13 protein-coding genes are annotated in these 13,601 nt (G+C 71.3%); 6 read left to right on the forward strand and 7 right to left on the reverse strand.

The features are described from left to right. Window positions 1-59 precede the first annotated feature (59 nt). From ACFY6U_RS07265 to ACFY6U_RS07275, 3 genes are read right to left on the reverse strand one after another with little or no spacing between them, the layout of a single operon-like run. Window positions 60-872: an acetoacetate decarboxylase family protein gene (locus ACFY6U_RS07265; protein ID WP_390035533.1), complete on the reverse strand. Its 813-nt coding sequence runs from the start codon at window positions 870-872 to the stop codon at window positions 60-62. 10 nt (window positions 873-882) lie between these two features. Further along, complete coding sequence (locus ACFY6U_RS07270) at window positions 883-2,076, reverse strand: NAD(P)/FAD-dependent oxidoreductase (protein WP_390035535.1); 1,194 nt, start codon at window positions 2,074-2,076, stop codon at window positions 883-885. 2 nt (window positions 2,077-2,078) lie between these two features. Beyond that, the gene (locus ACFY6U_RS07275; protein ID WP_390035537.1) at window positions 2,079-2,267 is read right to left on the reverse strand and encodes a ferredoxin; all 189 of its coding nucleotides are present in this window, start codon (window positions 2,265-2,267) and stop codon (window positions 2,079-2,081) included. Window positions 2,268-2,630: 363 nt separating this feature from the next. Between ACFY6U_RS07275 and ACFY6U_RS07280 the strand changes: the two genes are divergently transcribed. Then, window positions 2,631-3,989, forward strand: coding sequence for a glutamine synthetase family protein (locus tag ACFY6U_RS07280; protein ID WP_390035539.1), 1,359 nt, complete (start codon window positions 2,631-2,633; stop codon window positions 3,987-3,989). Window positions 3,990-3,999: 10 nt separating this feature from the next. After that, complete coding sequence (locus ACFY6U_RS07285) at window positions 4,000-5,274, forward strand: cytochrome P450 (protein WP_390035541.1); 1,275 nt, start codon at window positions 4,000-4,002, stop codon at window positions 5,272-5,274. Between the two features lie 9 nt (window positions 5,275-5,283). Here the strand turns inward: ACFY6U_RS07285 and ACFY6U_RS07290 are convergent, their stop codons facing one another. Continuing rightward, complete coding sequence (locus ACFY6U_RS07290) at window positions 5,284-5,838, reverse strand: cysteine hydrolase family protein (RefSeq protein ID WP_390035543.1); 555 nt, start codon at window positions 5,836-5,838, stop codon at window positions 5,284-5,286. A 160-nt stretch (window positions 5,839-5,998) separates the two neighbouring features. Here ACFY6U_RS07290 and ACFY6U_RS07295 point away from each other — a divergent pair, with 160 nt between their 5' ends. Further along, complete coding sequence (locus ACFY6U_RS07295; RefSeq protein ID WP_390035545.1) at window positions 5,999-6,613, forward strand: TetR/AcrR family transcriptional regulator; 615 nt, start codon at window positions 5,999-6,001, stop codon at window positions 6,611-6,613. 132 nt (window positions 6,614-6,745) lie between these two features. Here the strand turns inward: ACFY6U_RS07295 and ACFY6U_RS07300 are convergent, their stop codons facing one another. Then, window positions 6,746-7,636: an NADP-dependent oxidoreductase gene (locus tag ACFY6U_RS07300; RefSeq protein ID WP_390035546.1), complete on the reverse strand. Its 891-nt coding sequence runs from the start codon at window positions 7,634-7,636 to the stop codon at window positions 6,746-6,748. A 125-nt stretch (window positions 7,637-7,761) separates the two neighbouring features. On the opposite strand from ACFY6U_RS07300, the gene ACFY6U_RS07305 reads away from it, so the two are divergent. Continuing rightward, window positions 7,762-8,166: a winged helix-turn-helix transcriptional regulator gene (locus ACFY6U_RS07305; protein ID WP_390035548.1), complete on the forward strand. Its 405-nt coding sequence runs from the start codon at window positions 7,762-7,764 to the stop codon at window positions 8,164-8,166. A gap of 17 nt (window positions 8,167-8,183) precedes the next feature. Here the strand turns inward: ACFY6U_RS07305 and ACFY6U_RS07310 are convergent, their stop codons facing one another. Next, on the reverse strand, window positions 8,184-8,768 hold the full coding sequence (locus ACFY6U_RS07310; protein WP_390035550.1) for a hypothetical protein: 585 nt from the start codon (window positions 8,766-8,768) through the stop codon (window positions 8,184-8,186). A gap of 226 nt (window positions 8,769-8,994) precedes the next feature. On the opposite strand from ACFY6U_RS07310, the gene ACFY6U_RS07315 reads away from it, so the two are divergent. After that, window positions 8,995-11,265: a M4 family metallopeptidase gene (locus tag ACFY6U_RS07315; RefSeq protein WP_390035552.1), complete on the forward strand. Its 2,271-nt coding sequence runs from the start codon at window positions 8,995-8,997 to the stop codon at window positions 11,263-11,265. 211 nt (window positions 11,266-11,476) lie between these two features. Further along, window positions 11,477-12,676, forward strand: a complete 1,200-nt coding sequence (locus ACFY6U_RS07320) for a glycoside hydrolase family 3 N-terminal domain-containing protein (RefSeq protein WP_390035554.1) — start codon at window positions 11,477-11,479, stop codon at window positions 12,674-12,676. On the opposite strand, the gene ACFY6U_RS07325 is transcribed toward ACFY6U_RS07320, so the two are convergent. Beyond that, window positions 12,663-13,556, reverse strand: a complete 894-nt coding sequence (locus ACFY6U_RS07325; RefSeq protein ID WP_390035556.1) for a DUF2236 domain-containing protein — start codon at window positions 13,554-13,556, stop codon at window positions 12,663-12,665. The genes ACFY6U_RS07320 and ACFY6U_RS07325 overlap by 14 nt on opposite strands. Window positions 13,557-13,601 lie beyond the last annotated feature (45 nt).

Raw genomic sequence — 13,601 nt, forward strand, 5'->3', positions numbered from 1 at the left:
AAGGCTGGGGGGAGGAACTGCGCGACCAGCCACAACGCACCCACAGCGACCCACCGGCCTCACCCGACGGTGGCTCCCGACGTTCCGGACTCGAGAAGCCGCCCCCCGTCCCAGACCACCCCGACCTGCCGGAAATACGCGGCGATCGGCTCACGCACCTCCAGCCGGGCCAGCTCCTCCGTAGGCGCCTCGAACAGTTCCAACTCCGCATCGCCCACCCACGGCTGTCCCCCCTCGAACTCCGCCGCCCCCGACTCGATCAGCTCGTCCAGGGCCAGCCCCTTCCCCTTCTCGATCGACGGCAGCCACCGGTGATGAGCCATCGGATGCCCGTTGACGAACCCGTTCGTCCCGGACGGCTCCCGCAGCGTCACCACCGCCTGCGCCAGCCGCCGGTCGGCCGCGGCCAGCGTCGCCCCGATCCGCGCCCCGGCCTCGATCCGGGGAGCCGGCCCGTAGGGGTGCGGCCGCGTCTGGTGAATCGACCCGAGCTTCTTCGGATACCCCTGGTGCAGCCCGCGGGCGATCGCGAAGTCCTTGTCGACCCAGATGTGGACGCACCGCGAGTACGTCTGCCCGCGGTACGTGCAGCGCACGACCGCGAAGGCCTCCTTGTACTGGGCGAGCACCGGATCCAGCAGTTCCTCCCCCGACGCCGAGCAGGACTGCCAGTCGGCCCAGATCAGGGCGACCGCGCCCGGATCCTCGTCGGCCAACTCCAGCGGCTCGGGCAGCAGTTCACGCACCCGCGCGGGATCCGTCCGGTACTCGACGGTCAGCAGATCACCGGAGTACCGCCACGGCGGCGAGGGAATCAGCGACGAGGCACCGCTCGCCGTCTTCGGATGGAAGTAACCACGGAGACTGGCCACTCGGGGCTCCTTAAACAGTGAGGGCGGGCTGCTTCAGCAGCTCGGCGCGGTAACGGGCGGCGGACGCGGCCACGGCCTGGCCGCCGAGCGCGACGACACCGACGAGCCGGCCGTCGTGGTGGTAGCCGACGAGCACGTCCCCCTCCGGGTCGCCGTCGAGGACGCGGACGTCCTCCTTGCCGAGCACCGGCGCCCCGAAGGACTGGAGCCGGAAGCCGTGCTGGTCGCTCCAGAACGTGGGCAGCGGCGCGAAGGGCGCCGGCGCGACGTCGGCGACCAACGTCTTCGCCGCGTGCTTGGCGGTGTCGGTCGGGATGGACCAGTGCTCGACCCGGCGCGGTACGCCGTCGTAGCGGGCGTTGGGGAACCGGGCCACGTCTCCGACCGCGACCACGTCGGGCCGGCCGCCGGCCCGCAGGCAGGCGTCGGTGAGCACTCCGTCGGTCAGGTCGAGCCCGTTGCCGTCGAGCCACTCGGTGTTGGCGACCGAACCGACCGACTCGACCACCACGTCGGCAGGCAGCACGGAACCGTCGCTCAACTCCACGCCGGTCACCCGCTCGTCACCCACGAACCCGGCCACTCCGGTCCCCAGCGCGAAGCGCACCCCGCGTTCCTCGTGCCGCTTCAGCAGCGCCCGACCCAGCAGCTCTCCGAGCGGCCCGGCCATCGGCAGCGGCAGCGGATCGACGACCGTCACCTCGGCGACGCCGAGCCCGACCGCGGTCGCGGCGACCTCGCAGCCGATGAACCCGGCCCCCACCACGACCACCCGGGCACCGGGCCGGGTCAGCGCCGCGCGCAGCCCCCGGGCGTCGTCCAGCGTGCGGACCGTGTGGCGTCCGGCCCGCGGTCCCGGGCAGTTCAGGCGCCGGGGCCGCATCCCGGTGGCGATGACCAGTCCGTCGTACGCCAGCTGGGTGCCGTCGTCGAGCCCCACGGTCCGCTCGTCCAGTTCCGCGGCGACCACCGTGCTGCCCAGCCGCCACTCGACGTCGGCCACGCCGGCACGCGGCCGGAAGGCGAGGGACTCGAAGGACGCCTTGCCGGCCAGGACCTCCTTGGACAGGGGCGGCCGGTTGTAGGGCATGTGCGGTTCGTCGCCGACGAGGGTGATCGCGCCGCTCCAGCCCGCCGCGCGCAGCTGCTCGGCGGCGCGCAGGCCGGCCATGGAGGCGCCGGCCACCACGATGCGCGCGCTCACGGTCAGGCCTCGATCCGGATGGCCTGGAGCGGGCAGACGTCGGCCGCTTCCTCGACGTCGTCGCGCAGGGCGTCGTCCGGGCCGGAGACGTAGGCGAGGTGGCCGGCGTCGTCCAGGGAGAAGACGTCGGGAGCCGCGAAGACGCACTGGCCGTGGTCCTGGCACTTGTTCATGTCGACGACGACCTTCATGGCCGGTCCTCCTGAGGGAGCGGAAGCGAAGGGAGAGGGAGTGGGAGCAGAAGTGGGCCCGGCCGGTCCTGCCGACCGGGCCCCGCCAACGGACTGCGGCGGACCGCGGTCCGGACTCGTTTGGCTTCAAACAAGGTAGGCAGTCGTCACCCCCTGGTCAATACCTATCCGCATGGATAAATTCTTCGGGCCGACCTCTTGCGGCAAGGTGCACCCCTGCCTACCGTTTGGCTTCAAACAGCAGGCCGGGAGGACCGCCCACGGCATCACACCGGCCACACCTCCTCACCTCCCGCATCACCTGCCACCCGGTACCGGTACCGCAGGTGCTGTCCCGACGTCCGTCCGCCCAAGGAGACAACGGTGAGCGATCACGACCATGAAGAAGTCCGCCGGCACCTGGACCGGCTCGCCGCCGACGGCATCGATGTGGTCCGGGTGACCTATCCCGACCTCATCGGCACGGACCGGGCGCGTGACGTGCTCGTGGAGGAGCTGCCCCGGGTCCTGGAGCACGGGCTGGCCTTCTGCCGGGCGGTGTACCACACCAGTCCGCAAGGGGACGTGGTCCCGGTCGGCGGCGGTCTGGACGCCGGGCTGCCGGACGTCTGCGTACGACCGGACCTCAGCACCCTGGTCGCACTGCCCTGGGAGCCGGGCGTGGCGGCCTGCCTCGCCGACGTCACCGATCCGGCCACCGGAGCGCCCGCCCCCGAGTCACCGCGCGACCTGTTGCGGTCGGTCCTGGAGCGGTGCCGGGAACACGGACTGAGCCCGGTCGTCGGTCCCGAGCTGGAGTACTTCCTGTGCGAGCCGGACCCGGGCGGCGGCTGGCGGCGCTACGGCAGCACCCCCGGCGCCGTCTACACGGCCGGACTGCGCGCCGACCCCGGCAACCATCTCCTGCGCACCCTGCGGCAGGTGCGCGACCTGCGCATCGGGGTGCTGAGCGGGAACCACGAGTTCGACGGCGGGCAGTTCGAGATCAACCTGCTGCACTCACCGGCCCTGTCCGCCGCCGACCGGGCGTTCCGCTTCAAGGCCGCCGTGAAGGAACTGGCCCGGCGCGAGGGGCGGCTCGCCACCTTCATGGCGAAGCCCTTCAACGACGCGGGCGGCTCCGGCTTCCATCTGCACCTCTCCTGCACCGACGGCGCCGACGCCGAGGGCCGCAACGCCTTCGACGACCCGTCCGGCGCGTACGGCCTATCCGCCCCCGCCCGGCACGCGATCGCCGGCCTCCTCGCCCACGCGCCCGCCCTGGCCGCGCTGCTCAACCCGACCGTCAACTCGTACAAGCGCTTCGGGCCGGACACCCTCGCCCCCTGGCTGATCGACTGGGGCCTGGACAACCGCAGCGCGATGGTCCGGGTACCGCCCGAGCGGGGCACCGGCGCCCGGCTCGAACTGCGCCTCGGCGACGCGAGCGCCAACCCGTACCTGGCGATCGCCGCGACCACGGCCGCCGCACTCCTCGGCGTCCTGGCCGGCGAGGAGCCGCCCGCCCCGCTGGAGGGCTACGGGTACGACACCACGAAGGCGGCCGTGCTCCCGATGGACCTGTCCGCCGCCCTGGACGCGCTGGAGGCGGACACCGCCCTGGCCGAGCTGCTCGGCAAGGACTTCACCACGTCGTACCTCTCCTACAAGCGCAACGAGGTGGAACGTTTCCAACGGCATGTCACCGACTGGGAGTTCACCGAGTACGCCTACCACCTGTGAAGGATCACCAATGACCACGACCACCGGCGTCGAGGCGATGCGCCTCGCCGACGTCGACCTCGCGAACCTCGACAACTTCACCGACGGGGTCACGCCCTGGCGGATGTTCCACACCCTGCGGCACGAGGACCCGGTGCACTGGCAGCCGGAGGAGGCGCCCAACTCCGGTTTCTGGGCGGTCACCCGGCACGCCGACATCGCGCGGGTGGACCGGGACGCCGAGACGTTCACCTCCACGCGGTTCGTGAACCTGGAGGAGCTCGACGAGGACCAGATCCGCAAACGCGCCTCGATCCTGGAGCTGGACGGGGTGCGCCACCGCGCCCTGCGCAGTGTCATCCAGCGGCAGTTCGGGGCCGGGGTCATCAACAGCTACACCGACTTCCTGCGCGGGCTGACGGCGAAGACGCTGGACGCGGCGCTCGCCAAGGGGAGCTTCGACTTCGTGCAGGAGGTCTCCGCGGACTTCCCCATCAACGTCCTGGCCCGGCTCCTCGACGTGCCGCCGGAGGACAACCAGCAGCTCATCGACTGGGGCAACCGCATCATCGGCAACACCGACCCCGACTACGCGGACGTGCTGCTGCACAGCGCGGAGAGCGAGAAGTACCGCGACCTGCCGTTCCGCTCCCCCGCCTCGCTGGAAGTCTTCGAGTACGGACGGGAGCTGGCCCGGCAGCGACGCGGCGGCGCGGGGACGGACCTGGTCTCCAAGCTGGTCAACACCACCCCGCGCGACGGAGTCCCGCTCTCCGCGCAGGACTTCGACAACTACTTCCTGCTCCTGGTGGTGGCCGGCAACGAGACCACCCGGCACACCATCACCCACTCGATGCTGGCCCTCCTCCAGCACCCCGAGCAGCTGGCCCGGCTCAGGGACGACCCGTCGCTGATCCCGACGGCGGTGGAGGAGTTCCTGCGCTGGGCGTCCCCGGTCTACCACTTCCGGCGCACGGCGACCCGCGACGTCGAGCTCGGCGGCAAGAACATCAAGGAGGGCGACAAGGTCGTCATGTGGTACGCCTCGGGCAACCGGGACGAGGAGGTCTTCGGGAACCCGTACGACTTCGACGTCACCCGCACCGACAACGACCATGTCACCTTCGGCAAGGGCAGCCCGCACCTGTGCCTGGGGAACCTGCTCGCGCGCACCGAGATCCGGATCATGTTCGAGGAGCTGATCCCCCGGCTGGCCGGCATCCGCCTGGTCGGCGAGGTGCCGCGGGTGCGCTCCAACTTCGTCAACGGGATCAAGAAGCTGCCGGTCGAGGTCACCCTCGCCTGACGGCGGGCGTCAGAGTGCTGCCACCCACTCGTCGACGGTCGTGACCTCCGCCTGCATCGGGAACACCTTCTCCGTGAGCACCCGGTGCACCTCCGGGTCGGAGTCGAGGCAGCCGTCGGACAGGACGGTGAGCTCGAAGTCGAGGTCGGCGGCCTGACGCAGGGTGGACAGCACGACGCCGCTGGTGGCGATGCCGGTGAGGACGAGGTGGTCGATCCCGCCCGCCCTCAGCACCATGTCGAGGTCGCTCCCGGCGAAGGCGCTGACGCGGCGCTTGGTGACGACGGTCTCGCCGGGCGCGGGCGCCACCTCCGGATGGACCTGCGTGGCCCGGTCGTCTGCGGACGGCCTGGTGGCGGCGCCCACGAGGCCGCGGAACATCTTGTTACGGGAGCTGACCTCCGGGTATCCCGGACGGAAGCCGACGACCACGTAGATCACCGGGACGCCGCCCGCGCGGGCTGCGTCGACCGCCTTGCTGAGTCGTGGGAGGTAATCGGGGGCGGGAAAGCGGTCGGCGACGACCTGCTGGACATCCATGACGAGGAGGGCTTGCTGAGGCACCGTCTCTGTTCCTTCCACGCGGCCCCGTTAGTCATCAAGCGATTACTTGGCAACGTAGACCCCGCTGCGGGACCATGTCAACGCATGATTACCTCGTGGCGGACTCGCGGAGCCCCGGTCCGCCGCAGGGTCTGGGGTGGCGTTGAGGAGAGGAGCCGCTGTGTCTTCGGACGACGTGACCGATCAGGTCGCCGACGGGACCCGTCGCCGGGACGCCGCGGCGACCCGGCAGGCCCTGCTGCTGGCCGCCCGTGCCCGGTTCACGCAGCTGGGCTACGACCGCACGACGCTGCGGGACGTCGCCGCGGACGCCGGGGTCAACCTGGCGCTCATCAAGCGGTACTTCGGCTCCAAGGAGGGCCTGTTCAAGGCGGCGCTGGCGTCTACGCCCCGGTTCCTGGGCGGGGAGGGGGAGTTCCCGCGCGACCGGGCCGCGCTGGCCGAGGCGCTGAGCCGGCAGCTGGCGGCCGGGGCGTGGGCGGAGTTCGGCGAGCACCCGGTGCTGATGCTGCTGCGGGACTCCGGGGACGAGCAGGTGGCGGTGCTGCGCCGGCGGGCCCTGGCGGAGTTCGGCCGGCAGGTGCTCGAAGCGTCGGGTGCCCCGTCGGCACCCGACGCCCAGCTGCGGGCGGAGCTCCTGGTCGCCCTCGGCGTCGGGGTCGCCGTCGTACGCTCCGCCGTGGGCCTGCGCCCCCTGGCCGACGCGACGCCCGAGGACCTCCTGGGCCCCCTCCACGACATCGTGGAGGGGCTGTTCGGCCCGCGTCCGGACTGACCGGCCTTCCCGGACCGGACAAGCGCTCGCGCTCGAAGTGCCGCGCTGTGCCGTCAGCCGGCTGCTGCGCCGTCGCGGCCAGTCGCGCAGTTCCCCGCGCCCCTTTGGGGCGCCGGTTCCCCGGCGCCCCCCTCAGGGAACCAGCACCAGCCGTCCGCGCACCCCGCCCGCCGCGAGGCGGGCGTGGGCCTTGGCGGCATCGTCCAGGGCGAACGTCTCGGCCACCCGGAGCGTCAGCACGCCCTCGTCCACGAGCCGCGCCAGCTCCGCCAGGCGTGTCCCGTCCGAGGTCACGGCGACGGCGGTCGTCCGCACCCCGCGTACCGGCGCCGGCTCGCCGCCGGGCCGGACACCGACGTAGCCGCCCCCGTCACGCACCCACTCCAGGGCCGGCTCACCGAGCACCGCCGCGTCCAGCACGGCGTCGAAGCCGCCGGCCTCGGCGGCGCCCGCCGCGAAGTGCGCGGCCCCCAGGGACCGTACGAGCTCCTCGTCGGCCTCGCGGGCCAGCGCGGTCACCGACATCCCCCGGTGGGCGGCGAGTTGGACGGCGAAACCGCCGACCGCGCCCGCCGCACCGGTCACCAGGAGGGACTGCCCCTCGGTCAGCTCCAGCAGGTCCAGGGCCTGTACGGCGGTCAGCCCGTTCAGCGGCAGCGTCGCCGCGTGCACGGCGTCCACCGTGGCCGGTGCCGTGGCCGCCGCGCCCGCCTCGACCACGACGTACTCGGCGTGCGAGCCGAGGGGCCGCACGATGCCGGGGGCCAGCGCCACCACCTGGTCGCCGACGCTCCAGGCGGTCGCGACGCCGGCCGCGTCCACGGTTCCGGCGACGTCCCAGCCGAGCCCGATCCGCTTGCCCGCACCGCCGAAGAAACCGGCCCGCACTCCTGCGTCCACGGGGTTCAGCGCGGCCGCCGCGACCTTGATCCGCACCTGGGTCGGGCTCGGCTCAGGCCGCTCCGTCTCCACGACCTCCACGGCCTCGGGTCCGCCGAACGTGTTCACCACTGCTGCGCGCATGACGCGTTGCCCCCTCTACGACTTTCCTGCTTCGGTCTCTCCTCAGCTGTCCGCAACCCTAGGAAGAGCTACTATCGATTGGTAACTAGTTACCTGAAGGTGCCTAGGTCTCCCAGAGGTGAGCGATGCCGACGACGACGGCGGCCCAGCGGCGCGAGCAGGCGCGCGTGGAGTACGACGCGTTCATCCGGGCCTGCCCCACCAACCAGTTGCTCGACCGGATCAGCGACAAGTGGGTCAGCCTGGTCGTCTGCGCACTGGCCCCCGGCCCCATGCGCTACAGCGAACTCGGCCGCAAGATCGCGGGCGTCAGCCCCAAGATGCTGACCCAGACCCTGCGCTCCCTGGAACGCGACGGAATCCTCGCCCGCACGGTGACCCCGTCCGTCCCCGTCCGCGTGGACTACGAACTCACCCCGCTCGGCCTCAGTCTCTCCCTGCTGCTGGCGGGCGTGAAGGAGTGGGCGGAGACCCACATCGAAGAGGTCCACGAGGCGCGCGAGCACTATGACGGGGAGGCCGAGGGCTAGGCGCCTCCCGGCACTGCTCAGAAGACGTTGTTCCGGCGGTGCTGTCTGCGCAGCTCGGCGAACCTGGTGCGGGCCTCTTCCTCCGGGAGTCCCTGGTTGACCTGGATCAGCAGGTCCGCGAGGGCATCACGTGACTCCATGAACCCCTTCCACTTCTGCTGAGGCTTGTACCAGGTGTCGAACGCCGTCCCGATCGCGACCAGGAGCGACAGGGCCGGAACCCAGTCGACGAGCCGGCTCACGGCACCACCGCCGAGGTTCTGGTCCGCTGCGACGATCGCCGACGTGACGATCAGGGTGAAGCGGGTCACGAAATAGGTGATGCCGTAGCTGAACGTGCCGACGCGCAGATTGCGTCTTGCGCGGCGCATCTCCGACTCCAGGCTGATGCCCGGTTGTTGATCACTGCCCGGCTCTCCGATCCCCCTGAACACCAAGACCCGCTCCCAAGTCGCCGTGTGCGATGGCTCGTTGCGCGACCCGTTCTCGCGCGCCGTCGCGCTCCGGGATCCGCGTCGGCCCGGCGGCCGAAAAGCGGTGTTCAGGCGTTCGAACCCGCCGCTCGCAACCGCCAGTTCAAGCCGTTGTTCTGATGCGGTCATGACATTCGCGACTCCCGGATGTCAATCTGCTCTGCGAAAGTTCACCGCCTGCTCACAGGTGTCTCACACAACTCCCTTGTCCATTCCCTGACTTCACCCCGCACGGCCGCGAGGACCTGACCCGCTTCGAGCCGTGCCACCCACCCGCGCCGCCGGACGGCCTCACCAGGCCGACCCGCTCTCCCGGGCCCCACCAGGGCCCGATCACCCCACAGAAGGAGAACGCATGCTCCGGCAGGACCGTCATCACCGTCGCACCAGACACAGCGTGGCCCTGGCGCTGACAGCCGCGAGCGCCATGCTCGTGGCCGGGATCCAGCACGGCACCGCCGTGGCCGCGTCCGGCGGCCACGCCCCCGCCAGGATCCTGGCCACCCCCGACGCCGGCGCGACCCCCGCCCCGCTCTCGCCGGCCAGGCACAGGGCGCTGCTCAAGGCCGCCGCCACCGACGCCCCGGGCACCGCGAGGACCCTCGGCCTCGGCGCCCGCGAGAAACTGCTCGTCAAGGACGTGACCCAGGACGCCGACGGCACGACGCACACCCGTTACGAGCGCACGTACGCGGGCCTGCCCGTCCTGGGCGGCGACCTGATCGTGCACGACAGCGGCGGCCGCCTCACGGTGTCGCGCGCCACGAAGGCGGCCCTCGCGCTGCCCTCCACCCAGGCGAAGGTCTCCTCGGCCACCGCGAAGGCCCAGGCACTCACCACGGCGGCGAAGGCCGGCGCCGAACGTCCCGCGCTGGACGGCAACCCGCGTCGGGTCGTCTGGGCCGCCTCGGGCAAACCCGCCCTGGCCTGGGAGTCCGTGGTCGGCGGCTTCCAGGACGACGGCACCCCCAACGAACTCCACGTGATCACCGACGCGGACACCGGAAAGCAGCTCTTCCGGTACCAGGGCGTCGAAACCGGCACCGGCACCGGCCAGTTCAACGGGACCGTGCCCCTCAGCACCACGCTCTCCGGTACGACGTACCAGCTCGTCGACGGCGACCGCGCCGGACACCGCACCTACGACCTGAACCAGGGCACCTCCGGCACCGGCACGCTCTTCACCGACGACAACGATGTCTGGGGGGACGGCACCCCGGCCAACCGTCAGACCGCGGGCGTGGACGTCGCCTTCGGCGCGGCGGCCACCTGGGACTACTACAAGAACGTCTTCGGCCGCAACGGCATACGCAACGACGGCGTCGCCGCCTACAGCCGCGCCCACTACGGCAACAACTACGTCAACGCCTTCTGGCAGGACAGCTGCTTCTGCATGACGTACGGCGACGGTTCGGGCAACACCCACCCGCTCACCGCGCTCGACGTGGCCGCCCACGAGATGAGCCACGGCGTCACCGCGGCCACCGCGGGCCTCACCTACTCCGGCGAGTCGGGCGGTCTCAACGAGGCGACCTCCGACATCTTCGCCGCCGCCGTCGAGTTCTACGAGAACCTGCCGGCCGACGTCCCGGACTACCTGGTCGGCGAGAAGATCGACATCAACGGCGACGGCACCCCCCTGCGTTACATGGACAAGCCCTCCAAGGACGGTGCGTCCAGCGACTACTGGAGCTCCTCACTGGGCGGCCTCGACGTCCACTACTCCTCGGGGCCGGCCAACCACTTCTTCTACCTGCTCTCCGAGGGCAGCGGAGCGAAGACCGTGAACGGGGTCGCCTACGACAGCCCCACCTACGACGGCCAACCGGTGACGGGCATCGGCATCGACAACGCCCAACGCGTCTGGTACCGGGCGCTCACCACCTACATGACGTCCAGCACGGACTACGCGGGCGCCCGTACCGCCACCCTCCAGGCCGCGGCCGACCTGTTCGGCGCCTACAGCCCCTCCTACCTCGCCGTGGCCGACGCGTGGGCGGCGATCAACGTGGGCCATCGCGTCGCGCTGGGCGTCAACGTGGCGCCGGTCGCCGACCAGATCAGCGGCATCGGGCAGGCCGTGTCCCTCCAGACGGACGCGTACACCACCAACTCCGGTGCGGCCCTGACGTACACGGCGACCGGCCTGCCGGACGGCCTGACGATGAGTGACACGGGCCTGATCTCAGGCACCCCGGCCACCCTCGGCACCAGCGACGTCACCATCACGGTCACCGACGCCACCGGGGCGAGCAGCACGGTGAGCTTCTCCTGGGAGGTGGCCTACGTCTACGCCAACGCCACCCGCGTCGACATTCCCGACAACAGCACGGCGGTCGAGTCCCCGGTCACCGTAACCGACCGCACCGGGAACGCCTCGGCGACCACCCAGGTCTACGTGAAGATCATCCACACCTACCGGGGTGACCTGACGGTCGACCTGGTCGGCCCGAACGGAACGGTCTACTCGCTGCTGAACCGCAGCGGCGGCTCCGCCGACAACGTCGACCAGACGTTCACCGTCGACGCCTCCGCACAGCCCCTGAGCGGCACCTGGAAGCTCCGGGTCCAGGACCACGCCGCGATCGACGTCGGCTACATCGAGCAGTGGCGGCTCATCCCCTGAGCCTCGCCTGCCCCTGTCCCCGACAGGATTCGCGGAGCCGTTGTCGCAGGCCGTCCCCGTGGCCCGCGGCAACGGCTCCGCCCGGGTGCTGTCGGCACCCGTTCGGCGTAACGTGTTGTGGGAATGAACCGGTCGCGGGCCATGCGGTCCGATGTCGTCCGTCGGCCCGTTGGTCTCCGTGACGTGCACCCGCATCAGTCAGGAGCGCATCGTGGGGACACCTGTTCGTCGACGCGCGCGTGGCGGCTCCGCCGCCCGGCGCACCTCTGTTGGACTCGTCACCGCCGCGCTCGCCGCCGGTGTGTGCACCGTGCCGGCCGCGGACGCGGCCGCCCGGCCCGCGTCCGCCGTCTCGGCCGCGAGCTGCGCCGACACGGTCTACGCGAAGATGACCCAGGCACAGCGCGTCGGCCAGCTGTTCATGGGCGGGGTCAACGCCACCCGCCCGAGCACCGCGGACCTGCAGACGCTGCGCACCTACCACGTCGGGTCCGTGATGCTCACCGGACGCAGCACCGCCGGGACCGCCGCGACGAGGAAGGTGGTCGACGCCTTCCGCCCGCAGGCCGACACGGTCGGCGGGCACCGGGTCGGGCTGCTCGTCTCCACCGACCAGGAGGGCGGCCAGGTCCAGGTGCTCAGCGGACCCGGTTTCTCGGTCATTCCCAACGCCCTGACCCAGGGCACGTGGAGCACCACCACCCTGCGCAGTCGCGCCACGACCTGGGCGGGGCAGCTCAAGGCGGCGGGCCTGGACCTCAACCTCGCCCCGGTCGCCGATGTGGTGCCCGCGAGTCTCGGCACCCGCAACGCCCCCATCGGCCACTTCTACCGCGAGTACGGCCACACCCCCGCCGTCGTGACCTCACACACCGGCGCCTTCGCCGCGGGCTTCCGCGCGGCCGGGGTGATGACCACGTTCAAGCACTTCCCCGGACTGGGCCAGGTGACCGGCAACACCGACACCACCGCGAACGTCGTGGACTCGGTGACGACCGCCTCCAGTTCGAGCCTCCAGCCGTTCCAGAGCGGGATCAAGGCAGGGGCGCCGTTCGTGATGATCTCGTCGGCGAAGTACACGAAGATCGACTCGAGGCACCTCGCCGCGTTCTCACCGACCGTCATCAACTCACTGCTGCGCACCAAGTTCGGCTTCAAGGGAGTCGTCATCTCCGACGACCTCGGCCAGGCGGTCGCGGTGCGCGCCTACACCCCGGCGCAGCGGGCGGTGCAGTTCATCGGCGCCGGGGGCGACATGGTCCTCACGGTCAAGGCGTCGACCGTCCCGGCGATGGTCCAGGGGGTGCAGGCCCAGATGGCGAAGGACGCGTCGTTCCGCACCAAGGTCGCCGCCTCCGTACACCGCATCCTCGCGGCCAAGGCGACCGCGGGCCGCCTCACCTGCAGCTGAGACCGGTTGCCGTTGCCCGGGTGCGTGCGCCGCGCCGGACGCGCTCGGGCAGCGGTGTCCGGTAGTCGGGCAGCAGACTCAGGGCGCGGAACGCGGACTTCAGGAAGAGCCGTACGACGCGTTCGCGGCGGGGGCTCAGCCGGCCGATCCGGTGCAGCCGGCAGACCCGGTCGCCCGCGAGGTAGCGGGTCAGGTCCCTGCCGAACGCCCGGAAGGGCGCGCGGAACCATCGGTGGGCGAAGTGGTCCATCATGGCGGTCGCCACGATGTGGCCGGCTTCGGTCGGTTCGTACGGCCGTGCGTCGAACTTCACGGCGAACTCGCACATCGCGTCCCAGTCCTCGGGAAAGTGCTCGTCGGCCAGGGGGCCGGACTCGCGTTCCAGGACGCGGAAGAGGGTCTGCGCCCAGCGGTGCCAGGCGGTCTTCATGGGTTCACTCGTGCCGGGCAGTCCGAGCGAGGTCTGCAGGCGGTCGCCGTAGGTGGCGAGCAGGACGAGCGGGTAGACGAAGTCGTCGGTGTCGTCGAAGTTGCCGGGCAGGTGCGGGGTGGCCCGGGCGACCGCCAGGTGGATGCGGTTGAGCCGGTCGGCGGCCGCGCGCCCCGCTCCGCTGGACAGGCCGTCCACCATCCAGGCCATCAGGAAATGGTTGGCGTCCCGGTAGCGCCGCTCGGGTCTCGCCGTCAGCTTCGCGGTGTGCGCGAGGGTCGCGGCCGTGGCGCCGGGCTGCATCATGCGCATGGTGCCCGGGTAGAGCGCCGTCGCCAGGGCGAACTCCGGGACCCTGTAACCGACATAGAGCGCAATCATCCGCTCCCAGTCGGTCTCCGGATCCATCCGCGCGAGTTCACGGTCCACCCACTTGTACCCACGGCGCAACGTCCGTTCCCCTCACGTCGAAGCCACGCGCTCCGCCGCCGCGTC

This window comes from Streptomyces sp. NPDC013157 (assembly GCF_042899865.1).
Lineage (GTDB): Bacteria > Actinomycetota > Actinomycetes > Streptomycetales > Streptomycetaceae > Streptomyces.